26 protein-coding genes and 1 tRNA gene are annotated in these 25,747 nt (G+C 36.2%); 16 read left to right on the forward strand and 11 right to left on the reverse strand.

Features of this window, described 5'->3' with window-relative positions; all coding sequences use genetic code 11:
* Positions 1-15: 15 nt before the first annotated feature.
* The 6 genes from H9Q20_RS06410 (at position 16) to H9Q20_RS06435 (ending at position 6,667) form a co-directional block, all read left to right on the forward strand.
* Positions 16-510 carry a hypothetical protein gene (locus tag H9Q20_RS06410; protein WP_124641389.1) on the forward strand — a complete coding sequence of 165 codons (495 nt, stop codon included), beginning with the start codon at positions 16-18 and terminating at the stop codon, positions 508-510.
* A 132-nt stretch (positions 511-642) separates the two neighbouring features.
* Positions 643-939: a hypothetical protein gene (locus H9Q20_RS06415; RefSeq protein WP_187478556.1), complete on the forward strand. Its 297-nt coding sequence runs from the start codon at positions 643-645 to the stop codon at positions 937-939.
* A gap of 16 nt (positions 940-955) precedes the next feature.
* Positions 956-1,765, forward strand: coding sequence for a GLPGLI family protein (locus tag H9Q20_RS06420; protein ID WP_187478557.1), 810 nt, complete (start codon positions 956-958; stop codon positions 1,763-1,765).
* Between the two features lie 310 nt (positions 1,766-2,075).
* Positions 2,076-4,727 (forward strand): carboxypeptidase-like regulatory domain-containing protein, encoded by a 2,652-nt coding sequence (locus H9Q20_RS06425; RefSeq protein ID WP_124641395.1) that lies wholly within the window; start codon positions 2,076-2,078, stop codon positions 4,725-4,727.
* Between the two features lie 124 nt (positions 4,728-4,851).
* Complete coding sequence (locus tag H9Q20_RS06430; protein ID WP_187478558.1) at positions 4,852-5,772, forward strand: GLPGLI family protein; 921 nt, start codon at positions 4,852-4,854, stop codon at positions 5,770-5,772.
* A gap of 7 nt (positions 5,773-5,779) precedes the next feature.
* On the forward strand, positions 5,780-6,667 hold the full coding sequence (locus tag H9Q20_RS06435; RefSeq protein ID WP_187478559.1) for a GLPGLI family protein: 888 nt from the start codon (positions 5,780-5,782) through the stop codon (positions 6,665-6,667).
* A gap of 31 nt (positions 6,668-6,698) precedes the next feature.
* Here H9Q20_RS06435 and H9Q20_RS06440 read toward each other — a convergent pair whose 3' ends face one another.
* Positions 6,699-7,196, reverse strand: coding sequence for a DinB family protein (locus H9Q20_RS06440; protein WP_187478560.1), 498 nt, complete (start codon positions 7,194-7,196; stop codon positions 6,699-6,701).
* A gap of 181 nt (positions 7,197-7,377) precedes the next feature.
* Here H9Q20_RS06440 and H9Q20_RS06445 point away from each other — a divergent pair, with 181 nt between their 5' ends.
* From H9Q20_RS06445 to H9Q20_RS06470, 6 genes are all read left to right on the forward strand, one after another.
* Positions 7,378-8,283: a GLPGLI family protein gene (locus tag H9Q20_RS06445; protein ID WP_124641403.1), complete on the forward strand. Its 906-nt coding sequence runs from the start codon at positions 7,378-7,380 to the stop codon at positions 8,281-8,283.
* 19 nt (positions 8,284-8,302) lie between these two features.
* On the forward strand, positions 8,303-9,190 hold the full coding sequence (locus tag H9Q20_RS06450; protein ID WP_124641405.1) for a GLPGLI family protein: 888 nt from the start codon (positions 8,303-8,305) through the stop codon (positions 9,188-9,190).
* 146 nt (positions 9,191-9,336) lie between these two features.
* Positions 9,337-9,594: a ferrous iron transport protein A gene (locus H9Q20_RS06455; protein WP_124641407.1), complete on the forward strand. Its 258-nt coding sequence runs from the start codon at positions 9,337-9,339 to the stop codon at positions 9,592-9,594.
* Between the two features lie 51 nt (positions 9,595-9,645).
* A complete protein-coding gene (gene feoB / locus H9Q20_RS06460) occupies positions 9,646-11,682 on the forward strand; it encodes a ferrous iron transport protein B (RefSeq protein WP_187478561.1) in 2,037 nt (678 codons plus the stop codon).
* Between the two features lie 20 nt (positions 11,683-11,702).
* Complete coding sequence (locus H9Q20_RS06465; RefSeq protein ID WP_124641411.1) at positions 11,703-11,846, forward strand: FeoB-associated Cys-rich membrane protein; 144 nt, start codon at positions 11,703-11,705, stop codon at positions 11,844-11,846.
* 85 nt (positions 11,847-11,931) lie between these two features.
* Entirely contained in the window at positions 11,932-12,072 is a 141-nt protein-coding gene (locus tag H9Q20_RS06470) for a hypothetical protein (RefSeq protein ID WP_164472021.1), read from the forward strand.
* Positions 12,073-12,207: 135 nt separating this feature from the next.
* On the opposite strand, the gene sufD is transcribed toward H9Q20_RS06470, so the two are convergent.
* From sufD to H9Q20_RS06490, 4 genes are all read right to left on the reverse strand, one after another.
* Positions 12,208-13,488: a Fe-S cluster assembly protein SufD gene (sufD, locus tag H9Q20_RS06475; protein WP_124641413.1), complete on the reverse strand. Its 1,281-nt coding sequence runs from the start codon at positions 13,486-13,488 to the stop codon at positions 12,208-12,210.
* 62 nt (positions 13,489-13,550) lie between these two features.
* A complete protein-coding gene (sufC, locus tag H9Q20_RS06480) occupies positions 13,551-14,294 on the reverse strand; it encodes a Fe-S cluster assembly ATPase SufC (protein ID WP_124641415.1) in 744 nt (247 codons plus the stop codon).
* 98 nt (positions 14,295-14,392) lie between these two features.
* Complete coding sequence (gene sufB / locus H9Q20_RS06485) at positions 14,393-15,841, reverse strand: Fe-S cluster assembly protein SufB (RefSeq protein ID WP_124641417.1); 1,449 nt, start codon at positions 15,839-15,841, stop codon at positions 14,393-14,395.
* 109 nt (positions 15,842-15,950) lie between these two features.
* Positions 15,951-16,280 (reverse strand): HesB/IscA family protein, encoded by a 330-nt coding sequence (locus H9Q20_RS06490; RefSeq protein WP_124641419.1) that lies wholly within the window; start codon positions 16,278-16,280, stop codon positions 15,951-15,953.
* A gap of 148 nt (positions 16,281-16,428) precedes the next feature.
* Between H9Q20_RS06490 and H9Q20_RS06495 the strand changes: the two genes are divergently transcribed.
* The 3 genes from H9Q20_RS06495 (at position 16,429) to H9Q20_RS06505 (ending at position 19,016) form a co-directional block, all read left to right on the forward strand.
* A complete protein-coding gene (locus H9Q20_RS06495) occupies positions 16,429-16,878 on the forward strand; it encodes a GLPGLI family protein (RefSeq protein WP_187478562.1) in 450 nt (149 codons plus the stop codon).
* A gap of 98 nt (positions 16,879-16,976) precedes the next feature.
* Positions 16,977-18,425 (forward strand): IS1182 family transposase, encoded by a 1,449-nt coding sequence (locus tag H9Q20_RS06500; protein ID WP_187477341.1) that lies wholly within the window; start codon positions 16,977-16,979, stop codon positions 18,423-18,425.
* A 186-nt stretch (positions 18,426-18,611) separates the two neighbouring features.
* Positions 18,612-19,016, forward strand: coding sequence for a GLPGLI family protein (locus tag H9Q20_RS06505; RefSeq protein WP_262385590.1), 405 nt, complete (start codon positions 18,612-18,614; stop codon positions 19,014-19,016).
* Between the two features lie 196 nt (positions 19,017-19,212).
* On the opposite strand, the gene H9Q20_RS06510 is transcribed toward H9Q20_RS06505, so the two are convergent.
* Positions 19,213-19,965 carry an SDR family NAD(P)-dependent oxidoreductase gene (locus tag H9Q20_RS06510; RefSeq protein WP_187478593.1) on the reverse strand — a complete coding sequence of 251 codons (753 nt, stop codon included), beginning with the start codon at positions 19,963-19,965 and terminating at the stop codon, positions 19,213-19,215.
* Positions 19,966-20,265: 300 nt separating this feature from the next.
* Here H9Q20_RS06510 and H9Q20_RS06515 point away from each other — a divergent pair.
* A tRNA-Asp gene (locus H9Q20_RS06515) sits at positions 20,266-20,339 on the forward strand.
* An 88-nt stretch (positions 20,340-20,427) separates the two neighbouring features.
* On the opposite strand, the gene H9Q20_RS06520 is transcribed toward H9Q20_RS06515, so the two are convergent.
* From H9Q20_RS06520 to rpiB, 5 genes are all read right to left on the reverse strand, one after another.
* On the reverse strand, positions 20,428-20,799 hold the full coding sequence (locus tag H9Q20_RS06520; RefSeq protein WP_124641425.1) for a YraN family protein: 372 nt from the start codon (positions 20,797-20,799) through the stop codon (positions 20,428-20,430).
* A gap of 12 nt (positions 20,800-20,811) precedes the next feature.
* The gene (locus H9Q20_RS06525) at positions 20,812-21,735 is read right to left on the reverse strand and encodes an LD-carboxypeptidase (protein ID WP_187478563.1); all 924 of its coding nucleotides are present in this window, start codon (positions 21,733-21,735) and stop codon (positions 20,812-20,814) included.
* A 14-nt stretch (positions 21,736-21,749) separates the two neighbouring features.
* Entirely contained in the window at positions 21,750-22,436 is a 687-nt protein-coding gene (locus H9Q20_RS06530; protein WP_124641429.1) for a LysE family translocator, read from the reverse strand.
* Positions 22,437-22,601: 165 nt separating this feature from the next.
* Positions 22,602-24,755 carry a ribonuclease R gene (gene rnr / locus H9Q20_RS06535; protein WP_124641431.1) on the reverse strand — a complete coding sequence of 718 codons (2,154 nt, stop codon included), beginning with the start codon at positions 24,753-24,755 and terminating at the stop codon, positions 22,602-22,604.
* Between the two features lie 55 nt (positions 24,756-24,810).
* Positions 24,811-25,242: a ribose 5-phosphate isomerase B gene (gene rpiB / locus H9Q20_RS06540; protein WP_187478564.1), complete on the reverse strand. Its 432-nt coding sequence runs from the start codon at positions 25,240-25,242 to the stop codon at positions 24,811-24,813.
* Positions 25,243-25,747 lie beyond the last annotated feature (505 nt).

Below are 25,747 nucleotides of genomic sequence, written 5' to 3' on the forward strand. Positions count from 1 at the left end.
AAAAAACATAATGCAATGAAAGCAAGGAGAATAGTTACCGTATTGTGCCTATTTTGTGCATCGTTGGCTTTTGCACAACAACTGACGACAGATGCCTATAGAAGCATGAGCAAAGAACAAAGAAAAGAAGCCTTTGACAAACTGTCGATGTCCGAAAAAAAGATGTTTATACGACAAATGAGAGAAGATCATTTGGTAAAAGAACTTCAAGTTTCGCCAAGCAATGACAAACAGTTCCGACAACTTTTTCATGAATATATGGAAAGCCAAAGAGTGATAAAAGACCGTTTCAAACATCCTGAAGATTCCGATAAAATGACAGAGCAGGAAGCGAAGTTGGAATTGGAAAACAGTTTTGTGGTAGGACAAAAGTTGATGGACAACAGAAAAAAATACACTCAAGAATTTTTAAAAATCCTAAGCCCCAAACAAGTGTTGAAACTTTTTCATAACGAAATGAAAATGCGAGAAAAAATTGATCAACACAGGAAGAGAACAGAAGATCGATAATCCTTAGCCTTTTTGAAAAATTGTAAAAATTCTTACAAAAAAATGAAAATAAATACTAAAAAATTTGCATAGTTTTAGTTTTAGTTTTAGTTTTAGTTTCGTGGTGTTATAAACAATTAAAAATTGAACACTATGAAAAAAGTATTAGTAATGGCAACGATTTGTGTTGCTGGATTGGTAAGTGCAAACACCGGTGAAATGGAGCCTGGGAAAGGTTTGAAAAAAGCAATTGATTTAAAGCAGTTTGTAAAGAAAGCAATTGTAGATCCAATACCTTCTAGGTTTTGCCAATGGGTACAATCTTCTTGTGGAGAAGGGGGATTAAAATGTTCAGATGAAGAATTGCATTATGAAGAAATTGAAGAATTCCGTTATTTATTAGAAGATGCTTTTTGTGATGGAGAATACCTGAGCCAGTGTATCTATTAAAATTAATAAATCATCAATGATTAAAATCCCTTATTTTCTATTTTTTTTATTTTCAATTTTGTTTCATGCCCAAGATACGGATGTAACTTTGTCAGAAATTAATTTTTACTATCGTTTGAAGGACAAAACGGTACCAGAAAATTCAGACCTTAGCGAAGAATATTTTTTGTTGAATATTAAAGGTAATCAATCTACTTTTTGCAGTACAAAACAACTTATCCGGGATTCGATTAGTTTAGAAGCACTGAAAAGATTCAATAAAGGTTCAAGGGTAATAAGTTTTGAAGGAAGCCCAAGAACTCGTTTTACATCCTATATTTACAAAGATCATAAAACTCAAAATATTGAAGTGATTGATAACATTAGCAAAGACAACTTTAGATATTCGGAAGCTAAATTGGAAAATTGGAAAGTGGGTAACACAACCAAGGTGATTGAAGGGTATAAATGTCAAAACGCAGAAATAAAAGCTTTTGGGAGAACATTTATTGCATGGTTTTCAACTGAAATTCCAATTTCTGATGGTCCGTATAAATTTTTAGGATTACCCGGATTGATTTTAGAATTGTATGATGTTGAAGATAAGTTTCATTTTACTCTTGTAAAGTACACTCCAAAGGAGAAAGTGAAAATAAATCCTGAATTTTATAAGTTTCAAAAAGTAAAAACTACTGACAAAGAAAAATTTTATCTAGCCAAAAAATCATATCAAGAAACTGTTGTGGAAAGAGCACGAGCTATGGGAATTGGAATTGACGAAAATAGAGCACAACAACTTAGAAAAAAATCAACTAAGAAAATTGAATGGATTGAAAAAGCATTATAACTTATAAATTGTTCGAAAAAACAGAAGAAAGAAGAAACAATCCCATTGAACTTGAAATAAATTAAAAAGATTTTAACTTTAACAAAGAATCTTCATCCTACTTAACAGTGGTTTTTTATAAAACCGTTTGAATTGCAATTCAAATGGTTTTGTTTTTTTAATAATTATTGAATACTTTGTAACATTTTCAGGAAATTTACTACCAATAAAATGTTAAATCACAGTTAACAACAAAAAGTAAACACAAAAAACACCTCCTTTTTTGCAATGAAAAGGTAGATTGAGATAAGAATAGAAAATAGACTAAAATATGAAAAAATCGTTATCACTTTTCTTGCTTTTGGTATTTGCCATAGCATTTTCCCAGAAAAACATTTCTGGAGTAGTAAAAAACTCCGAAGGAGAGACGGTGTCCTCTGCCAGCATCACCATCGAAGAAAAAGGAAAAGACGCCATCGTAGCGTATGCCATTTCCAATGCCAAAGGAGAGTATAAAATTTCTTTTAACTCGGCAGATCCCAATTTGGACATCAAAGTAAAAGCTTTCAATCACAAAACTTTGGTGAAGGAAATCAGCAATAACGATCAGCAACTTAATTTTACCCTGCAAACCGAGGCTACAGAGATTAAAGAAGTAAAACTGAAGGCGAAAATGATCACCGCTAAAGGCGATACCATTTCCTACGACCTGAAAGCTTTTGAAAACAAATCGGACAGAACCCTTGCGGATGTTCTTAAAAAAATGCCGGGAATAGAAGTGGGGAAAGACGGTGGTATTTTGTACCAAGGAAAACCACTTATCAAATTTTATGTCAATGGAAAAGATCTTATGGAAGGCGGCTACGGAACGATCAACAACTCTTTGCCCAAAGATGCTGTGGCAAAGGTAGAGATCATGGAAAACCACCAACCGATAAAAATTCTTCAAGATAAAGTCCCTTCCGATCAAGCAGCAATGAACATAAAACTGAAATCCAAAGTCACCATGACCGGTCGTGGCGAGGTAGGCACAGGTTTTATCGATCCTTGGTTGTGGAATGTAAAACTTACCCCCATGTTTTTTGGTCAGAAAAACCAATGGATTGTTAATTACAAAACCAACAATGTTGGAGAAGATGTGGAGAGAGAAGGCATGATGCTTTCTTTTGGATCCCATTGGGAAGGAGTGAGAAGAAATGCTTCCCAAAACGATTGGCTGAATGTAGAAAACGCATCCGTACCCAACCTGCCTCAAAAAAGATATTTGATGAACAATGTTCATTTCCTTTCTGCAAATTTATTGACCAATCCATTCAAAAATAAAGAATGGGAACTGAAGGCCAATGCCAACTACACCAACAATGTGGTGAGCCGTGAGTCGTACAGCCAGATCAACTATTTTGCTCCCATCAACTCTACGGTAGTAACCAATCTTCAGAATAAATTTTACACCAACAAAGCCAAAGGAGAATTGATCTTTACAAAAAATGCCAAGAAAGGCTTTTTTAAAAACACAACAACCTTTAACCAATTTTGGAATGCCGATAGAGCCGATGTACAAAGAGGTGCAGCAACCGGTGCAGAGTCCATCGAGTCGCCTACTTCTTCTTTCCAAAACTCGTTGAGCGCGATATTGCCGTGGAAGGAAAAAATGATCAACCTGAAATCGTACATCAACTACCAAAACGACAGACAAACTTTGGATATTGCACCGGCTTCTTATGTCAACCTGAACTTGCCGTTCCCGAGTACTTCGGAAATGCTAAGACAAGATTTCAAAATGAAAACCATAGAGGCCAATCATTCTGCCAATCTTAGTTTGAGCTACAAATATTGGACTTTCACCCCAGAAATTGGTTTGAATTTTTCCAACAATACGATCAACTCGGATTTGATGTTCAGAAACGGTGGCACGCTTCAGACCATGGGACAAGCCTTCCAAAACGATTTGGAGTTTACCGATCTGAAACCGTATGCGTCTTTGGGCATTAATTACAAATCCGATAACTGGATGATGTTTGCGGGATTGCCGTTTAATTTTAAAAACATAAAAGCAGTTGATCCGCTCAGAGGTTTGGATCGTTCGGCACACAAAATAACCTTCGAGCCCAATGCTTTTGTTCAGTACAAATTTCTATCGTTCTGGACGGCGAATGTTTTTGCCAATATGAACCATAGTTTTGCAGATATTTCGGATGTTTATGCCGGTTTACTTCTTGGTTCGCCGTCGTCACTTTCCGCCATGAACCCGAACAATCCGTTCAGAGAAAATCAATCGAAATCTACAGGAATCCGAATTCAATACAGAAATCCTTTGAACAATTTGTTCTTTAATGTAGGCACGAACATAAGCGGTAACAAAAGCAACTTGACATCGTCACCATTTGTGAACTCTTTGGGATATGTGGTAACCAATTATATCGAAAGAGACAACAGTTCTAACTCTTTTGCTGCCAATGCTGAGGTGGGAAAATACTTCCCGGCCATCAAGTCGAATGCATCGGTAACTTTCAGCTACAACGAGTCCAAATCTGAAATGATCCAAAACAATATTTTGTTCGACAACAAATCCGAAAGCCAAAGTTTAGGTTTCAAGTTCAACAATTCTTATTTTTCTTGGATGAGTGTCGATTATAACATGAACTACAATTGGAGCAAACAGATCAGTACACTTACCAACAGATCCCTAGGGTATCAGCATAATTTGAGCACCTACTTCTATCCGATAGAAAACCATACCGTAGGATTTGCTTGGGATCAGCTGAACTCCGGTACTCCGGACAATATGTACCACAATGCATTTTACGATTTGACCTATCAGTACACTTGGTCCAAAAAGAAAATTGATTTTGAATTGAAGTGGAATAACATTGCGAACAAAAAAGTATTCGAAAGGTATTCCGTAGGTGCAACATCGGAAAGCTATACCAAAATCCAACTTAGACCGAGTCAGGTCATGTTTGCTGTTAAGTTTAACTTTTAACAAAATAGAATTGATTAAAAGCCCTTTCAATTGGATTTGAAAGGGCTTTTTTGTTAAAAAAATATTAAATTTTATTGAGAATTATCAATAAGTCATATCTTTAAACGATTAATTAAAAAAATACATGAAAAAATTATTTGCAGTATTGGTCTTGTGTTCTACCATGGCTACGGCACAGGTACATCGTTTTGTTTACGAATACAAGTACATCCCGAACATCAACGAGAAAGAAAAAGTCATGGACGATCTTATGGTGTTGGACATCGATGAAAAAGGATCCAGCTACGAAAGTCTAAGTAAATTGGAAAGAGATTCCGCATTTAGAGCACGATTGTTCAGTGCACAAAAAAGCATGGGAAGTGGCGGATCTCTCAGCTTTTCTGGATTATCTAATAAGAAAGGTATGGTAGAACAGAAGGTTGTAAAAGAATATCCGGAGTACAAAACCTATCTTTTTGAAAAAGTAGATTCTGATTTGTACAAAATAACAGAAGAAGGAAAACAAGACTGGAAAATCCTTTCCGAAACTCAAAAAATAGGAAATTACACCGCTCAGAAAGCAACGACATCCTTTGGTGGAAGAGATTGGGTGGCGTGGTTCACCACAGATTTGCCATTTCCAGACGGCCCGTATAAATTCCACGGTTTACCCGGTTTAATTGTAAAATTAGAAGATACAACGGGATCTCACATCATGACCATGGTGGCCAATAAAAAAATGCCCAACAAAGAAGAAATTGTAAACACCAAAAAAGTTGGAGAAGCAACCATTACATTTGGGACTAAAGAAATTCCGGTAACCGTAGATCAGTTTAAAAAAGCATGGAAAAATTATATAAAAGATCCCGCAAAAAACCTTAGAGAAATGTCATCAAGAAGTGTATCTGGTGGTGGCGGTTACTATACGACCAATACATATATCATGAAGGACCAAAATGGAAAAGAATTGGACATGAAAGAAATGATGAAGCGAAAAGAAGAAAGTGCCAAAACGATGCTTAAAAACAACAACAACCGAATAGAGCCTAATCTATTTAAACTTTAATACAAACATGAAAAAATTATTCGCACTATTGGTGCTGTGCACCACCATGGCAACCGCTCAGGTACATCGTTTTGTGTACGAGTACAAGTACCAACCCAACTCCAAACTTAAAGACACCATCTATCAAGACCTAATGGCGCTGGACATAGATGCCAAAGGCTCGGTGTACAAATCCTTACACAAAATACAAACCGACTCGATAAAAGCAGAAATCTGGAAAAATTTTAAACCAGGTGTTACTACCAAAATTGATCTTTCCGGAACCGGATCTAAAAAAGGAACCGTCAGCACTTCTGTAATTAAGGATTATGCAAAAAATGAGGTCTTTTTATTGAAAGATTTGGACGGGCAGAATTATAAAATTAAAGAAGAAGAAAAACAGCTGTGGAAAATTTCACCTGAAAAAAAGAAAATAGGAAACTACACTGCCCAAAAAGCAACAACTTCTTGGGGTGGAAGGGATTGGACGGCATGGTTTGTAGAAGAACTTCCTTTCCCTGATGGACCCTACAAATTCCAAGGATTACCGGGGCTTATTGTAAGCATTGAAGACGCAACAGGCGGTTTTAAAATGAACATGATCGCCAACAAAAAACTACAACCAAAAGTTGAAGTAAAAGAAAAATCACAACCCAATGGGTTGGTTTTCGATGGAGACAAAGCAATAGAAATATCCGAAGAGAAGTATAAAAAAGTAGTGAAAAACTACATTGCCGATCCTGCAAAAAGTATAAGAGAAATGGCATCCCCGAGCAGTGGAAACAGGGTGGTCGTTACTTCTTCGGTTGGCGGGAAACCATTGGACTTCAAGGAAATGATAAAAAATAAAGAAGAAAGGGTCAGAAAATCCTTAGAGTTTTTCGACAACAGCATAGAGCCTACACTTATCAAATAAATAAAAAGCCCGAAATGTTCGGGCTTTTTTGTTAAAAATTATTTTCATCTGCAGACGGACCGTATGCACCGGGTACCGGGATGTTGTTCAGTCTGTAATAGACCCCCAATTGTGCTCGGTGGTGGGTTATTTGATTGAGAGAATGCCTTAGAGCTTCGTACTTGGACCAATCTTGTAGAATTTGTCCGTTCATTTTCATGGCCCATCTTCCGTCCAACTTTTTTTCGGAAATCGCATTCAAAGCCTTTATTCCGGTTTCATAATCTTGTGCAAGTTTGTCTGTCAATTCTTGTTTGGTGTTGAGGTGGGTAGGTTGGTAATCGCCTTTTCCAAAATCCAATTCGGTGGTGTTGATGATGGTTTCCGGCCAAGCAAATATCTCGACAATGTGCGTGGCAAGCGGCATCAGCTTCATGGATTTTTCGTGTGGACTGTATTCGTTTTGTCCTTCTGGGAATTGCTCAATGAATTTTTTTGTGGTTTCGAATTCGTGCTGAAATTCTTGTTTTAACAAATTTAAAGTATTCATAATATTTTGAAATTTAGAAGATTAAAATTAAAATAAATCTTTCATAAGTTTTGGATAAATAATGATAAACTTTTATTAAAATTTGTAACATTCCATAAATTTTGAACACTAATTGTGTACCATGAGGAAAAGAAGTTTTGTTGAAAACGCTATTCTTCATTCATCAAAAATCAAAAATAACATGAAAAAATTAGTATTCTTAGCCCTGATGTCTGTTGGCTTTAGCTCTTATGCACAAAGCAATACGGAGACAAAAATCCCTGCCAATCGTTTTTTTTATCAATTGACCATCAAGCCTAAAAAAGATTCTGCAAAATTGGAAAAAGTGATGACCGTATTGGATATTACGGATAAAAAATCGCTTTATCAGGATTATACAATGCTAGCACAAGATTCAATCATCAAAGTGAAAGTCGAAGAAATGCAGAAAACCAATGTTTTCAAGGATATGTCCAAAGATATTGTGATGCCTAAATTCGCCTATAAAGTAGCCAAAAGCTATCCAGAAATGAACATTCAATATTCCGAAGGGATGATGAACGGGATGTCTCCGGTACAATTGGCATACAAAGAAAATCCGCAATTCAATTGGAAAATTACAGGCGAAAAACAGAAAATAGGCGAGTACAATACCCAAAAAGCTACCGCAACATTTGGAGGTAGAAATTGGACGGCGTGGTTCTCCAATGATATCACTTTGCAAGACGGACCTTACAAATTCCACGGATTACCGGGATTGATTGTAAAAGTAGAAGATACCGACAAAAATTATTCTTGGGAACTAAAAGGAAACAAAAAAATAGACGATTTCCAGGAAGAATCCTATGCTGAAAAAGTAAGACCTGGTGGTGCCGGAAGAGTGGTTGAGGTAAGCCGTGACAAATTTGAGAAAACATTTTCCGACTATAGAAAAGACCCTTTTGCTTCGGTAAGGCAACACATCCCAGCGAACATGATGTCGCAAAAAATGCCAGGCATGGACAAGACCATCGGAGAAATGGTAAAAGATCAAGAGAAAATGATGAAGGATTTTTACAATTCCAACGACAATCCTATAGAATTTTGGACTCCTGAGAAAAAGAAATAAACATCAAAACCATTTTGTTATGAAAAGAATTCTTGGATTTTTTACCATTTTAGTGAGCTGTTTGACTTTAGCTCAAAGCCATCGTTTTTATTATGAATTGACCTTCAAGCCGCATAAAGATTCTGCCAAAGTACAGAAAGAAGTTATGAGTTTGGACATCGATAAAAACAAATCCATCTACCAAGCCTATCAAATGGTGCAGATGGACTCTCTGTTAGAAGTTTCTATAGAAAACATGAAAAAAACAGGAGTCATGATGGATACCAAACAATTTGAAAATCAAAAAAAGGGATCTTTTGCCCATCGTATTTCGAAAAACAATCCGATCAAAGAAATCCTGTATTCCGATTTTTTAGGAACCGATTCGTATTCGTACAAAGAACAGCCCAATTTCAATTGGAAAATTACTTCTGACAAATCAAAAATAGGTGAATACAACGCCCAAAAAGCAAGCACCGAATACGGCGGTAGAAAGTGGACGGCTTGGTTCTCTACCGATCTTCCATTTCAGGATGGACCTTACAAATTTTACGGTTTGCCTGGCCTCATTGTGAAAATAGAAGACGAGGGTAAAAATTATTCCTGGGAGCTAAAAGGAAACAAGCAAATCAAAAAAATAGCTGATGAATTGTACTTCCAAAGCATGATGAAACAGTCCCCAATTGGGAATAAAACCATGGAGGTGAGCAAGGAGAAGTTTAACGAAAAATACGAAGCCTATAAAAAAGATCCGTTAGCAAGTGTGAGACAAATGCTTACCCAACTCCCTCCGGAAGCTCAGGTACAGATCTCCGGAGCAGGTGGACAATCGGTTTCGCAAATGATGAGAGATGCCGAAAAACAGATGAAAGAAGAGCTGGCTCGTGTGAACAACAGCATCGAAATTCCTGTTGTTAAGACCAAATAATAGACCTTCATTTTAACTATTTATATTGTAGAGAAGCCCGAGAACAGTATTGTTTTCGGGCTTCTTAATGAGTTTTGTCAAGCTTTTGGTTTTTCTTATTTAGATTAAGTTTAAATAGCGTATCTTTGCGTAGAAATTTTTCAGCCGTGAAGAGAGATCATTCCAATAAGTTAAGTTGTTTTCCACAGAATATCGATGGAAGAATTTGTGGGTACGATAACGACAATCTTAAAATGCCCAACAAAATTATCGAAATGGGATTGTTGCCGGACACCCTTTTCAAAATCCTGTATCAAGCCCCTTTTAATGGACCTTTGTATATAGAATTTGGTGAAGAGAAAAGTCGAATTGCCTTGCGTGTAGAAGAGGCTCAATTCATTATTGTAGAATCGACCACAGCCTAAGCTTCTTGGCTTTTGAAGTTTTGTCTTTCGTATTAATTTTTAACACGACCCATGCAGACCGATCAAAAAAAACAAATACTTTTAGTAGGAAATCCCAATGTTGGCAAATCTACCGTTTTCAACCAATTGTGTAACCGAAAACAAAAAACCGGAAACTATGCCGGAGTTACTGTTGCTGCCCACTCTGGAGACTATATCTATCAAGACCAAAAGGTAGAAATTGTTGACCTTCCTGGTTCGTACAGCATCTATCCAAGCTCTGAAGACGAAGCCATTTTTTCTAAATATCTGATAGACGAAGCCCATAAGTACAGCGGCGTCATCTATGTTTTGGAAGCACTAAGCATCAAAAGAGGACTTCTTTTGTTCCGACAAATTCAGGATTTGGGAATTCCGGTTCTTATATTATTGAACCAAATAGATCAAGCTGAAAAAAGAGGCATACACATCGATATTCCTCTTTTAGAAGAAGAATTAGGAACTAAAGTTATCCCGACCAATGCCAAAGAAGGGATCGGCATTGATGAGCTTAGAAATTCCATTTACAACAACAAGTTCAGGACTTCCAACCACATATCGTTCCAAATTCCTACCGAACATAGAGGCTTGGTTTTCAAAATATTATCCGATTCTAAAGAAGAAAATCAATATAAAATCTGGACGCTTTTGGCATCCGAAACCTATATTGCAAAATTGGAAACCGTAAGCGAACAATTGAGGGATAACGAAGAGCTAAAGTGCTTGGTTCCCAAAAGACTGCAAACGCAAGAAACCATAAGGAGGTACTTGTCCATCGACAAAACCATCGCCAAAGTCATCAATAAAAAACCTCAGTTCAAGGAATTGCTCACGGAAAAACTGGACAAAGTTTTGGTTCATAAATTTTGGGGCTATTTATTTTTCATCTTCGTCATGCTGATGATTTTCCAAATGGTCTATTATTTGGCAGCCTATCCTATGGATTGGATTTCTAATTTTTTCCTTTGGTTTTCCGAGTTTTCAGCAGAGACACTTCCTGCTGGGCCTATCAATTCTCTAATATCTAACGGAATTATTCCTGGGATTGGTGGGATTGTCGTTTTCGCCCCACAAATTGGGATACTTTTGTATATGCTCTATCTTTTGGAAGATTCCGGCTATATGGCGAGGGTGGTTTTCCTTATGGACCGATTGCTCAGGCCTTTCGGGTTGAGTGGTAAAAGCATTGTTCCGCTTATTTCAGGTACGGCTTGTGCCATTCCGGCCATCATGTCCACAAGAAATATTGAGAATGTTAAAGAACGGTTGATCACCATCTTGGTAACTCCTTTTATGACTTGTTCTGCTCGATTGCCGGTGTACAGCATCATCATAGAATTGGTGATACCGGACAAAACTTTTATCGGTATTTCTTACAAAGCCATCGCTCTTTTGGCGATGTATTTGGTCGGATTTTTCATGGCGTTGCTGTCGTCCTTTGTTTTGAAAAAAATTATTAAAAATGTTGGTAAATCCTTTTTGGTAATGGATTTGCCGACTTATAAAAAGCCTCTTTTTGGTTACGATTTCAAGATTGTATTGCAGAAAGTTTGGGAATTTATCACAGGTGCTGGGAAAATTATTTTCCTTGTTAGTATCATCATTTGGGTTTTAAGCTATTTTGGACCCGCTCAAAAATCCGGTTCGTTTATGGATGCCGATGTCAAGCTGAAACAATCCTATTTGGCAAAAATGGGACATCAGATAGAGCCTGTCATTGCACCGTTGGGATACGATTGGAAAATGGGAGTGGGGATCATCACCAGTTTTGCAGCTCGAGAAGTTTTTGTAGGAACAATGGCAACGCTTTATAGTTTGGACGATGAAGCTCCGGAAGGCACCATCATCGAAAAAATGAGAAACGATGTGAATGAAAATGGCAAGAAGGTCTTTTCTTTTGCAACGGGTATTTCTATATTGATGTATTATGCTTTTGCCATGCAATGCATCTCTACCATTGCCGTGGTGTACAGAGAGACAAAATCTCTGAAGTGGACTTTGATACAGTTGGTGTCCATGTCCGGTTTGGCCTATATCGTTTCGCTGGTGGTTTATCAGCTGTTTAAATAAGTCATTAAAAATCAATAATAATGGATTCTCTAACCGTTCAGTACATCGTATTAGCCGTAGTATTTGTCTTGGCGTGTTATTATTTTTACAGATACATTAGAAAAAGTTTTGTGAAAAAAGATGGTGGAAAAGATAAAGATTGTGGCAGAGGCTGCTGCTCTTGAGTTTATGATATAAATTTAAAAAAAGACTTCCAATGCAAGAGCATTTGGGAGTTTTTTTTTGAATACTAATTGTAAATTTTTTAACATGAATCTGTTCCTTAAAGGACACAACCTCCTGAATGTAAAAAGCATTCAGACCTACGGCATTAACAATATTTCCGAAAGTTTGTATGAGCAAAGGCTGATGACCATGTCCATGTTGATTGGAGCTACAAAGAATTTTTAAATAAAAAGGCCGTCTCACAACTCGTGAAAACGGCCTTTACTTTATGAAATTTCCCGTATCTTTATTTGAGAAAGGTATTCGATTAAACGATGTTCAATCCTCGTTATTTGGCAACGATACGCCTTTCGTTCAGTATTAAAAGCTTAAATCTACTTCTAATTTTTCCGCCAAAAGACTGGAAACTTTATCTTTTAATTGTTCGATGTCTATATTTTGCATGGTATCGTTAGCAAAAGCATACAGCAACAACGCTTGTGCTTCATTTTTAGAGATACCTCTGGCTCTAAGGTAGAACATGGCATCTTCATTCAACTGGCCTACCGTACAACCGTGTGAGCATTTTACATCATCTGCAAAAATTTCCAGCTGAGGTTTGGTGTCTATGGTTGCCCCTTCGTTCAGCAAGATGTTGTTGTTTTGTTGATAAGCATTGGTTTTCTGAGCAATTTTATCCACAAAAACTTTTCCGTTGAATACGCCTTTTGCTTGGTCTTTAAAGATGCCTTTATAGTTTTGGTACGACTCGCAGTTAGGTTGTTTGTGGTGCACGGCAGTATGATGGTCCACCAATTGATTGTCACCAATAATGGTAATTCCGTTCATAAAAGAGTTGATGTTCTCTCCTGCATGGATGAAGTCCAAATTATTTCTCACCAATTTACCACCAAAACTGAAGGTGTTCACAGTAGCCAAGCTGTCTCGGTCTTGTTTGGCAAATGTATGATCGATAAGGTAAGTGGTTTGGCTGTCGTTTTGCAATTTGTGCCAATCGGCTTTGGCATTTTTTCCGACAAAAATTTCGGTAACCGAATTGGTCAATACAAAAGAATTGTCGTAGTTGTGATGGCTTTCAATAATCTCTACGGCTGCACCGTCTTCTACCACCAATAAGTTGTGTGGGTTGTAGAAGGTGTTTTCTTCTTGGTTTTGTGACAGGTAGAATACATGAATTGGTCTTTCTATTCTTGTATTTTTTGGTACATGAAGTACGAAACCGTTCTTGGTTAGGGCCTCATTCAGTTGGCAAAAAGCATTTTCCGAAGAGGTTAAGGTATGAAGATACCCTTTTAAAAAATCAGAATATTCTTTATTTTCCAAAGCATTCTTCAAGGTTAGGACTTTAGCACTTTCAATAGAAATTTTGGAAAGTTCTGGGTGCATTATTCCGTTTACAAATACCAAGAAATCAAAATGCTCCTCGCCCAAATGCAAATCATCCAATTGTCTTTTGGTAATGTTGTGCGCTTGGTTTGGGGCGAAATTATAGTCTTTCTCCGTAATTTCTTTTAGGTGGGTATATTTGTATTCTTCGTCTTTTTTGGTAGGAAATCCTAAAGCTAAAAAATTCTCTAAAGCCTTAAGTTTTTCTCCTGAAAGTGAAGGTTTTATTCGTTCAATTTGTTCGTATAGACTCATAATAGCTAGATTGTGTGAGTTTTATTGTTGAATTTGGAATGGGAGTATGAAAGAATCTAAGATTAGTTTACCAACCAATCGTATCCTTTTTCTTCTAGTTCCAAAGCCAAGTTTTTGTCACCGGTTTTGATGATTTTACCATCGGCCAAAACATGCACAAAATCCGGTTGTATATAGTCCAACAATCTTTGGTAGTGAGTGATAAGCAACACCGCATTTCCTTCGTTTTTAAAAGAATTGACACCGTCTGCGACAATTCTTAGGGCATCGATATCCAATCCAGAATCGGTTTCGTCCAAGATGGCCAACTTAGGATCCAACATCAACATTTGGAAAATTTCGTTTCTTTTCTTTTCACCTCCAGAGAAGCCTTCGTTCAGAGATCTACCTAAAAATTCTTTTTTTATGCCTAATTTCTCAGAATTTTTACGCACCAATGCCAACATGTCTTTAGCAGACATTTCAGGCTCTCCTTTTGATTTTCTGGTTTCGTTGATGGCCGCTTTGATAAAGTTGGTTACCGTAACTCCCGGTATTTCTACAGGATATTGGAAGGATAGGAAAATCCCTTTGTGAGCTCTTTCTTCCGGAGCATCTTCTACGATGTTTTCGCCTTCAAAAAGGATTTCGCCACCGGTAACTTCATAATCTTCTTTTCCTGCAATAACAGAAGAGAGTGTAGATTTTCCAGCACCATTTGGTCCCATAATCGCGTGTACCTCTCCCGGTTTTATTTCTAAATTAATTCCTTTTAATATTTGTTTGCCCTCTTCAATCTGAGCTTGTAGATTATTTATTTTTAACATTTTATTTTTCTTTTGAATTGTGTTGAATTGATTATCCTGCATGGTGATGCAATACAATAGCAACGGTTATATACTACTTTATTTGAAAGGTAAATTTGTTATCCTACACTTCCTTCCAATGAAATTTCTAATAATTTTTGTGCTTCGATGGCAAATTCCATTGGGAGCTTGTTCAGGACTTCTTTTCCAAATCCGTTTACGATTAGGGCAATGGCCTTCTCCGTGTTGATACCTCTTTGGTTGCAGTAGAAAATTTGATCTTCTCCAATTTTAGAAGTCGTAGCTTCGTGTTCCAATTGTGCCGTAGGATCTTTAATTTCGATATACGGGAAAGTATGTGCACCACAATCATTCCCCATTAATAAGGAGTCGCATTGCGAGAAGTTTCTAGCCCCTTTTGCTGTTGGCATTACTTTTACCAAACCTCTGTACGAGTTGTTGGATTTACCAGCAGATATTCCTTTGGAAATAATTGTAGATCTCGTGTTTTTCCCAATATGGATCATCTTGGTACCGGTATCGGCATATTGATGGTTGTTGGTTACAGCAATCGAATAAAATTCTCCAATGGAATTGTCTCCTTTTAGGATGCACGATGGATATTTCCAAGTAACGGCAGAACCTGTCTCTACCTGTGTCCAAGATATTTTTGCATTGCGTTCTGCCAAACCTCTTTTGGTTACAAAGTTGAACACCCCACCTTTACCATCGGCATCACCGGGATACCAGTTTTGTACGGTAGAATATTTTATTTCGGCTCCGTCCATGGCGATAAGTTCGACCACAGCGGCGTGCAATTGGTTTTCGTCTCTCGAAGGTGCTGTACAACCTTCCAAATAAGAAACATACGACCCTTCATCGGCCACCAAAAGTGTTCTTTCAAACTGACCGGTACCTTCTTTATTGATACGGAAATAGGTCGAAAGTTCCATAGGACATTTGATGCCTTTTGGAATGTAGCAGAAGCTGCCGTCAGAAAATACAGCCGAGTTGAGTGCTGCATAAAAATTATCTCCTCTTGGTACAACTTTGCCAATGTATTTTTTCACCAAATCCGGATATTCTTTGATCGCTTCGGACATGGAGCAGAAAATAATACCTTTTTCTTTTAGCGTTTCCTGAAAAGTTGTTTTTACGGAAACCGAGTCAATGACAAGATCTACCGCCACATTGGTCAGTCTTTTTTGCTCTTCGATATTGATGCCCAATTTCTCAAAGGTTTTCAACAATTCCGGATCCACCTCGTCCAAGCTGTTCAGTTGAGGTTTCTTTTTCGGAGCTGCATAGTATTTTATAGCCTGAAAATCAGGTTTTTCGTATTTGACATTGGCCCAGTTGGGTTCTTCCATTTTTTGCCAAATTCTAAAGGATTCCAAGCGCCACTCGGTCATCCATTCCGGTTCTTCTTTTTTCTCAGAAATCATTCTAACGATATCTTCAGAAAGTCCTGTTGGGAAATCCTCGTATTCGATATCGGTATAAAATCCGGCTTCGTATTGTTTATTTTCCAGATCAATCCTTAGATCGTCTTCTGTGTATTTTGCCATAAATGAATTATGAAATTAATAAGTAAGGTTTTTGTAAAAATGAAATACTGTATTATGATTTCACGATGTATGTAAAAGGAAAGATTTTGTCTATCCTTAATTTTTTTTTCTAAAGCGAAAAGCTCTCGCCACAGCCACAAGTTCTGGACGCATTCGGATTTTGGAAGACAAAACCTTTCCCGTTTAGTCCTCCGGAGAACTCCAAAACCGTACCTGCGAGGTACAAAATGGATTTTTTATCAATGATGATTTTTATTCCGTTGTCTTCAAAAACTTGGTCGGCATCGCTTTTTTGATTGTCGAATTTTAAGACATATTCCAAACCGCTGCAACCGCCACTTTTTACACCAACCCTGATAAAATCTAGGCTGGGATCGAATCCGTCTTCTGTCATCAATTGTACCGCTTTAAGTTTTGCAGTATCAGATACTTTGATCATCTCAATTTTTATTTAGAATGATTTTAGATTGCAAAAGTACAAACAATATAACAGATTAAAAAATTTGAAGTTTTGTTTTAACTATTTTTATTATTGATGAGATTTAACTTATTCCTACTTTTGTTATCCTACGAATAAATAATTATTTATGAAAAATGTTTTTCTAACCCTCGCTATGGGATTTTTTTCTTTGAACTTTGCACAAAACTCCCGATTTGTGTACGAAGTGCATATGAAAACCGATTCCATCAATAGAAACAACACCAAAACCGAGTTGGCTTATTTGGACAATGATGGAAAAAAATCGTTGTTCTATGCAGAGAAAAGAATAAAAAGAGATTCTATTATGCGGGTGGCTTTCCAATCCCAAGGAACCATAAGACCGGACAGAAATGCCATGGAAAACCTAAGATCGGAGATTAATTATACCATAGAAAAGGATCTTGCAAACCAAAAAGTGGACTACAAAGACCGTATTGCCAGAGACATTTATACCTACACGGAAGACCGACCAATGAACTGGAAAATACAATCTGAAACGGCTGTTATTGGTGATTATAAAACCCAAAAAGCCGAGTTGGATTTTGGAGATCACTGAAAAAGTGAATTTTCAGGAAATATGAAAAAGAAGGAGTTGAAATCTTAGGATTTTAGCTCCTTTTTTTGTACCTTGATAAGGTCTTTTAAAGATAAAGAATGTTAGTCCAACAGCAAAAGATTCAGTTTAGTTCTTATTCCGATTTGTATGATTTAATCGTTCCGAAAGAAAATCTTCTTCGAAAAATTAATGATTTGATAGATTTTTCCTTCATCTACGATGAACTGTTGAATAAGTATTGTTTGAACAATGGTCGCAATGCGGAAAGTCCGGTGAAGATGTTCAAATACCTTTTGTTGAAAAGCATTTACTCGGTTTCTGATGTAGATGTGGTAGAGCGTTCCCGCTATGATATGTCTTTCAAATATTTTTTAGATATGGCTCCCGAAGATGATGTGATAAACCCCAGTTCACTTACAAAATTCAGGAAATTACGCTTGAAAGATACCGATTTGTTGAACCTTCTAATTGGTAAAACGGTAACGATAGCGATCGATAAAGGCATTATTAAATCCAGATCCATTATTGTGGACGCTACACATACTTTATCTAGATCGAATCCATTTTCAAGCATAGAAGTACTGAGAGAGCGTTCGAGATTAGTTCGTAAAACGGTTTATCAATTTGATGAAAACTTCAAATCAAAAATGCCGGTCAAGAATACTGAAAACGATCTGAACAAAGAATTGGCTTATTGTAGAGAACTTGAAAAATGCATAGAAGATGAGCCATCAATAAGTGAGATTCCGGCAGTGAAAGAGAAATTAAATCTTTTGAGGGAAACAGCCGAAGACACCGATGAACAGCTAACTTTCTCAAAAGACACGGATGCCAAAATCGGACATAAATCCGCAGACAGTTCCTTTTTCGGTTACAAAACACATTTGGCGATGAGTGAAGAGCGGATTATCACCGCAGCAGTGGTAACTTCGGGAGAAAAAGGAGACGGGCCTGAATTGCCAAAATTACTGCAAATGAGCCAAGACAACGGAATGGAAGTGGAAACCATCATTGGCGATTCGGCTTATAGTGGAAAAGAAAATCTGAAAATTGCCAGCGAACAGGATATAAAAATTGTTGCAAAGTTAAATCCATCCATTACACAAGGATGTAGGAAAGAAAAAGACCAGTTTGATTACAATAAGGATGCTGACAGATTTGTTTGTCCTGCCGGGCATTTAGCCATCAGAAAAGCCCATCAGAACAGAAAGAATGTCGGCAAAAATCAAGCTGATGTATATTATTTTGATGTTGAAAAATGTAAAGTTTGCCCATTAAGAGAAGGTTGTTACAAAGACGGAGCAAAATCTAAAACCTACTCGGTTTCTATAAAATCAGAATTACACCAAGAACAGATGGCTTTTCAGGAAAGTGATTATTACAAAGAAAAGTCGAAACACCGGTATAAAATTGAAGCCAAAAACAGTGAACTTAAAAATGTTCATGGTTACAAAAGAGCCACTTCTTATGGAATAGAAAACATGCAAATGCAGGGAGCATTGGCTATTTTCGCAGTCAATTTGAAGAGGATCCTGAAATTAATCTAAGAAAAAGAGAACAAAATCATCATCTTTAAAACTCAGCTCCAATTAAATCAAAACAAGCTTTACAAAACCCATTAAATTTAGAACTCCAAAAAATGTAAAGAGCTTATTACCGATTTTAAAGTCGTGTAATAAGCTCTTAATTCTTGTCTGAAATTAAATCTTATTCAAAATGAAGATGGTTTTTCAGTGACCTCGGATTTTGGCGGAAGGCATTGGACGGCTTGGTTTACACAAGACATACCTTTTATGGACGGACCGTATAAATTTCATGGACTTCCGGGTTTAATTATTAAAATGGAAGACAGCAAAGGCGATTATGCTTTTCTTTTGAAGGAAACCAAGAAAATTGGAGAACTTCCGAATCTGAGCAATATGGGTAACATCATAAAGGTTAACAGAAAAGAGTATCTGAAACAGCAAGAAAAATTTAAAAAAGATCCTGCGTCATTCTTTACCCAATCCGGAGGCAGAGGTCCTGGTATGCACACAGACCCAATGAGAGGTGGTAACTCTGGAGATATGAGAAAAAGAATGGAAGAAAGAGCTAAAGAAGAGCAGAAAAACAACAATAACCCGTTGGAATTGCAGTAATTGCTAGTACGCTAATTCTTATAAAATTGCTATTTTTTTCGACACTAAACCGCATTTCTTCTTTACAATTTGAATGAAGTTGTTGAAAGTAAATTATATTAATGAACGACCAAAACCAAACATTATGGGTCTTTTGGAACATCAATTTTTTACTTTTAACAACTTCATAAATTTTATACGGCCTCTTAAAAAATCTTTATTTTTTATGGATCATTCTTGGTTCAGCCTGAGCTTTAGGATAGATGCAGATCTCGGCAATAGACACACGATCCGGAGCATTAACACAATAAGAGATGGCATCGGCAATATCTTCGGCTTTTAAGGCTTCATATCCTGCATAGACCGAAGCTGCACGGCTTTCGTTGCCCTTGAAACGAACTTTAGAAAAGTCGGTTTTTACGGCTCCGGGTTGTATGTTGCTTACTTTTATTCCAAATTCTGTCAATTCTATACGCATTCCTTCAGAAATAACATCTACGGCTTTTTTAGATGCACAATAGACCACGCCACCAGCATAAGTTTGTCTCGCTGCGACCGAAGAAATATTGATGATATGTCCTGACTTTTGGGTTTTCATCAAATTGATAATCGGTTTAGAAACATAGAGCAATCCTTTTACATTTCCGTCCATCATGGCATCCCAGTCGGAGATATCCCCGTCAGAAATAGCTTCGAGTCCGTGAGCATTTCCTGCATTGTTGACCAAAACATCAATATTTTTCCAGCTTTCATCCAATTCTTCCATCGCTTTTCGAATTTCGTCTTGGTTTCTAACATCAAAAACTAAGGTTTTTACTTCGGTTATTTTACCCAATTCATTGGCCAAATTGTCTAAAATGGATTTTCTTCGTCCACAAATAATCAGGCGATTTCCTTGTTTTGCGAACAATTTTGCGGTTGCTTTTCCTATACCAGAAGTTGCTCCTGTAATGAAGATGGTTTTCATAATTTTATAAAATTGATGGTTTTTTGGGGTTACTGTCAAAGATTGTTTTTAATTTCAATCAAAAGTATTATTTTTTATCCGAAACCATCTTTTTATCAGTCATACTTTTGATATTCTTTTATTTTTTTTCATTTTGCTTAAAAGCAAGGAGTATCGTTTTGTATTTTTATGTTTTAAAAAAGCTACTTTCAAAATTTTCCTTTTTTTAGTTGTATTTTAAGAAAAAATAAATATATTTGCACGACAATTTTTCACCCAAAAAAAATATTTATATTTTTATTCGGGAGGTAAATAAAAAATATTGATCCGGTAGTTCAGTTGGTTAGAATGCCGCCCTGTCACGGCGGAGGTCGCGGGTTCGAGTCCCGTCCGGATCGCAAGTAAAAAGGTAATTTTTACAAAAAAAACGGAAGCTGTACTTTAAAGTCAGCTTCTTTTTTTATTCTTGTATTTCAAAATAAAACCTCAATTTGCATCAAAAGGCTCAAAAGCATTTTCGATGTGGGTCAAATCCAAATGACCTCTATCCGTTTTTAGTACAGAAATAATATCAAAACGGACTTCTTCCGTTCTATTTCCTGCATTCATAAAAGCATCGGTAGCCATAACGACCAATTTTATTTTCTTTTTATTTACCGCTTCATACGGCTCTTGAAATAGGTTCCTTGTTCTGGCTTTTACCTCTACTACTACCAAAAAATCTTTATACAACGCTACAATATCCAGCTCGCCTTTTTGGTAATAAAAATTTCTAGCTATTACTGTATAGCCTTTGTTTTCTAAGTAAGAAACAGCAAATTCTTCGGCTTCTTTACCAAAATCATTGTGTTCTGCCATGGATACTTTTTTTTAAAATAAAATACTCGACAAGTTTTTATCGACCTCCAAATGGACTTTGCCTCCAATTATCAGAGGGCGGTTGTCAAAAATATGGCCGTTAGGAAATCCAAATAGGGTAGGGAAGTGATATTTTTTTATTCGGTGTTGGATAATTTCGTAGGCTTTTTCATCAAAACTATTTTCATAATTCGGATTGTCGGTCTCGCTACCCATGTTGATCATTCCACCAACTATTAGACCTTTAATCTTCCTGAAAACGCCAGCCAAATCCATGCTCATCAGCATTCTGTCCAAAGCATAAAAATTTTCACCAATGTCTTCAATAAACAAAATATTGTCCTTAAAATTGAACGAATACGGAGTTCCTAAAAGTGCATAGACCAATGCCAAATTGCCACCCACCAACTGTCCTTCTGCATTCCCAGGCTTATTGAAGCCATGAGATTCTAACACATATTTTGGATTTTTTCCTTTGAGAATATCAAAAATACCTTGATAGGCTTCTTCAGAAACACCAAAGCTGGATGTTTTTATGGTTTGTCCGTGTATGGAAGCAAAGCCTTTTTTCAACAAAAAACTTTGTACCACCGTGTTATCAGAATATCCGATGTACCATTTTGGATTTTCTTTGAAATTAGAGAGTCTTATATGTCTAAGAAGGTGCTGGCATCCGTAGCCACCTCTACTGGCCCAAATCGCCTTTATTTCGGTGTTGTTCAACGCCCAATTCAGATCCTGTATCCTATGTTTTTCCGTTCCTGAATAAGAGTATCCGTCCTCATACTTACCTAAAGCATTTGGACCAAAAACGACCTCATAACCTTGGCTTTGGATCAGGTTAATGGTCTTTTCCAATTGAGATACCTCAACCGCTCCTGCTGGAGAAATTAGGGCAATTTTTTCATTCTTTTTTAGTGCTTTTGGAAAAATCATGGTAAAGATTAAAATTAATCGTTGTTTTTCAAGATGACTTCTTTTTTTTCGGCTTCCTCTAATTTTTTATCAAACTGATTGAATTTTTTAAAACTTTGTAGAAATATGAAAAGGGAAAAAATCATTAAAATTATACCTACCGTTTTACGGATTTTATGGGCTAATTTTGGAGTCAGTTTGTAATGAAATTGCTTTGCCAAAAATATTTTGAGTAGGTCGATGCTAAGATAGGTAGCGATAACCAAAGCAATGTACAAGAAAAAATTCTGAAAATCCGGATACTGATTTCTCACAGAAATCACCGTAACCAACCAAAAAAGAATTACTCCCACATTGAGAAGGTTGAATAAAAATCCGTTTAAAAAAGTTTTAATGTAATTTTGATTGATGAATTGCTCTTCGTTGGGCAAATGCATTTTGGTTTTGGTTACCATCATCACAATTCCATAGATGAAGATGATGAAAGCAGTAATCCTATAAAACTCAGGATGTTTATCAATGAGGGTTACCAAATCTCCACTGGCATAATATGCAACAACAATGCATAAAATATCAGCAAAGACCACACCCAAATCCAAAGCCAATGCGTGTTTTGGACCTCGGGTAAAGCTGGTTTCTATCAACAAGAAAAAAATAGGTCCTATAAAAACCAAACTGAGCATAAGCCCCAAAACTATTGCAGAAAATATAAGTCCAAGCATTAGACAAAGATAATGATTTTTTAAAATTAAGATAAAGGACTTCTATTCAGTAAAACTATTTTAAATCCGGCAGTATTCTTTCATAAAAATTAAAAGTGATGCTGAGAGAAACATCATCAACATCACTTTGAACTATTATTTTATAAAAATTTGATTATCAGAAATTTATTCAACCACTTTAAAATCCAATTGTTTTTGGATCAGGTTGGCTTTCATGACTTTTATTTTTATTTTGTCACCCAGTTGGTATTGTTTTCCGTGTCGTATCCCGTATACAGCATGGGTCTTGGCATCGTACATATAACTATCGTCTATCAAATCACGGAGTTTTATAAGTCCTTCGGCTCCATTTTCTGGAATTTCAACCCAAAAACCAAAGTCTGCAACACCAGAAATCATACCTTCGAATGTTTCACCCAGGTGTTTTTCCATAAATTTAACTTGCATAAATTTAATGGAATCCCTTTCGGCATCGGAAGCCAATCTTTCCATGGCCGAACAATGTTTGGCTTGTTCTTCGTAATCGTGTTTGTTGGGCGATTTTCCACCATCCAAATAATGCTGTAACAATCGATGGGCAATAAGATCCGGATACCTTCTGATGGGCGATGTAAAGTGCGAATAGTATCTAAATCCTAAACCGTAATGCCCAATAGGATCTGTAGAATAGATGGCTTTACTCATGGATCGCATTGCCAAAGTTTCTATCATATTTTCTTCTCCTTTGCCTTTTACATCTTGCAAAAGTTTGTTAAGAGATTCTGTAGTTTGCTTGGCGTTAGTGATGTTCATTTTATACCCAAAAGTAGATACAAATTCCTTTAGGGAAAGAATTTTTGCAGGATCTGGATCTTCATGAACCCTATAGATGAAGGTATTGTTGGTCACTTCATTTTTACGGCTGAGAGAGATGAATTCTGATACTTTTTTATTGGCCAAAAGCATGAATTCTTCAATCAAATGATTGGCATCTTTTGACATTTTAAAATAGACACCAATGGGTTCATTATTTTCATCTAAATTAAATCGAACTTCGCTTCTGTCAAAAGTTATGGCACCATTTTTTATCCTATCTTTTCTAAGGATTTTTGCCAAACGATCTAAAGTATTGATTTCTTCGGTATAATCGCCTTCGTTATTTTCAATTCTTTCCTGAGCTTCTTCGTAAGAAAATCGTCTGTCAGAATGTATAATGGTTCGACCAAACCATTGGTTTTTAACTTCTGCTGCATCATTTAACTCAAAAACGGCTGAAAAAGTATATTTATCTTCATGGGGGCGAAGTGAGCAAACATCGTTACTCAATACTTCAGGAAGCATTGGAACCACACGATCTACGAGATAGACAGAAGTGGCTCTTTGGTAGGCTTCATCATCCAAAATAGTACCTGGAACTACGAAATGCGAGACATCGGCAATGTGTACACCAATTTCCCAATTTCCATTCTCCAATTTTTGTATGGATAGGGCATCGTCAAAATCTTTTGCATCCTTAGGATCGATAGTAAAAGTGGTAATATTACGCATATCTCGGCGTTTTTTTACTTCCATTTCACTGATCGATCGATCGATTTTATCCGCTTCTTGTTCCACTTCTTCAGGAAATGCATAGGGAAGATTGTATTCTGCTAAAATGGCGTGAATTTCGGTTTCATGTTCACCCGGCATACCCAAAATACTCACAATTTCACCTTCTGGATTTTTAGAATTCGGTTTCCATTCCAAAATCTTTACAATAACTTTTTCCCCGTCTTTAGCGCCATTGATGTTGGCTTTGGTAACAAAAATATCGGTGTTAATTTGCTTTTTATCGGCCACAACAAAGCCAAAATCTTTATGCGGAATGTACTGAAAAGTCCCAACAAAATTGGTTCTGTTTCTTTCTAAAACTTCGATTACAGATCCCTCTAACTTTTTCCCTTTGTAGTGGTAAGTTATGATGTGGACTTTGTCCCCTTGTATGGCGTCCTTACAATTTTTGGCATGGATAAATACATCGTCTTCCATACCTTCCACTTTAACATAGGCATTTCCACTTTGATTAAAGTCGATTATTCCGGCTAAAGTTCCTTCAATTTTAAGATTCAGAATGTATTTTCCTTTTTCGACCTCTTTAATTCTTTGGTCTGCCAAAAGCTTGTGTAGAGCCTGTATAACTTGCTCTCTTTGTCTGGGATTTTTATAATCTATACCCTCTGCAATCTGTTTGTAATTGTAGATTTTGGAAGTTTTAGCATGCATAAACTTCAGAATTTTTTTTCCAATTTCCTGAAGTTTGTGATTGTTTTTATGACTTATAAATTTTGATTTTCTTGCCATTCAAAATGGGTTGTATTGTTTTAATTTAATGGTTTGCATTAAATCAAATGATGAATTATGAGCACGCAATTTTTGCCACTCTATTTTGATGTCTACCACCTTCAAAATCGGTATTTAAAAAGGTTTGAACAATTTCTAATGCCAATTCTTTAGCAATAAATCGTGCTGGAAGAGCTATCATATTGCAATTGTTATGTTGTCTGGAAAGTGCTGCCAAATCGGGCATCCAGCAAAGTGCACATCTGATTTTTTCGTGTTTATTGGCCGTAAGTTGTACGCCTTGTCCGCTTCCACAAATAAGAATTCCGAACTCGTTATCACCATTTTCTACTGAGCTTGCAGCAGGATGTACAAAGTCTGGATAATCTACAGAATCCAATGATTTTGTTCCAAAATCTTGAATTTCATAATGATTTTTTAATTGACTTATTAAATATTCTTTGTATTCAAAACCTGCATGATCACAAGCGATGGCTATTTTTTTCATTTTTACTTTATTTATGTACAAATTTAGTCTAAAATTTACAAATCATAATTTATGCGGATATGAAACTTATGTTAAATTCAATATCCAAGCATCCTATATTATATTAATCATGCTAATTTCTAAGTGTCCATCGTGCTAAATACTCACATTTTAATACTAAATAACTGATTATCAACTTAATCAAATTTTATCCACAAAATATTAATTTATCATTAAAAATTAAAGCATTGAATATTAAATCATTAAACATAATACTAAAATTACAAGTAATTGATAAATAGTAAATTAACAAAATACTCATAATCGTATGGAAAACGCGGGAAATATTTGTGGAAAAGAATTAAAAAAATGTTCTTTTAAATCTAAATTAAAAAGTGTAATGAAAAAATTTTATCGAATATTAATTCACATTTTCTAAATTTTTACTTTCAACAAATCACCATCTTTTCCATGAAAACTTAATTAAGAAAAGTAAAAAATAAAATTTATTAACAATTGTTAAAAA

The organism is Amniculibacterium sp. G2-70 (assembly GCF_014353055.1).
In the GTDB taxonomy this organism is placed as follows: domain Bacteria; phylum Bacteroidota; class Bacteroidia; order Flavobacteriales; family Weeksellaceae; genus Amniculibacterium; species Amniculibacterium aquaticum.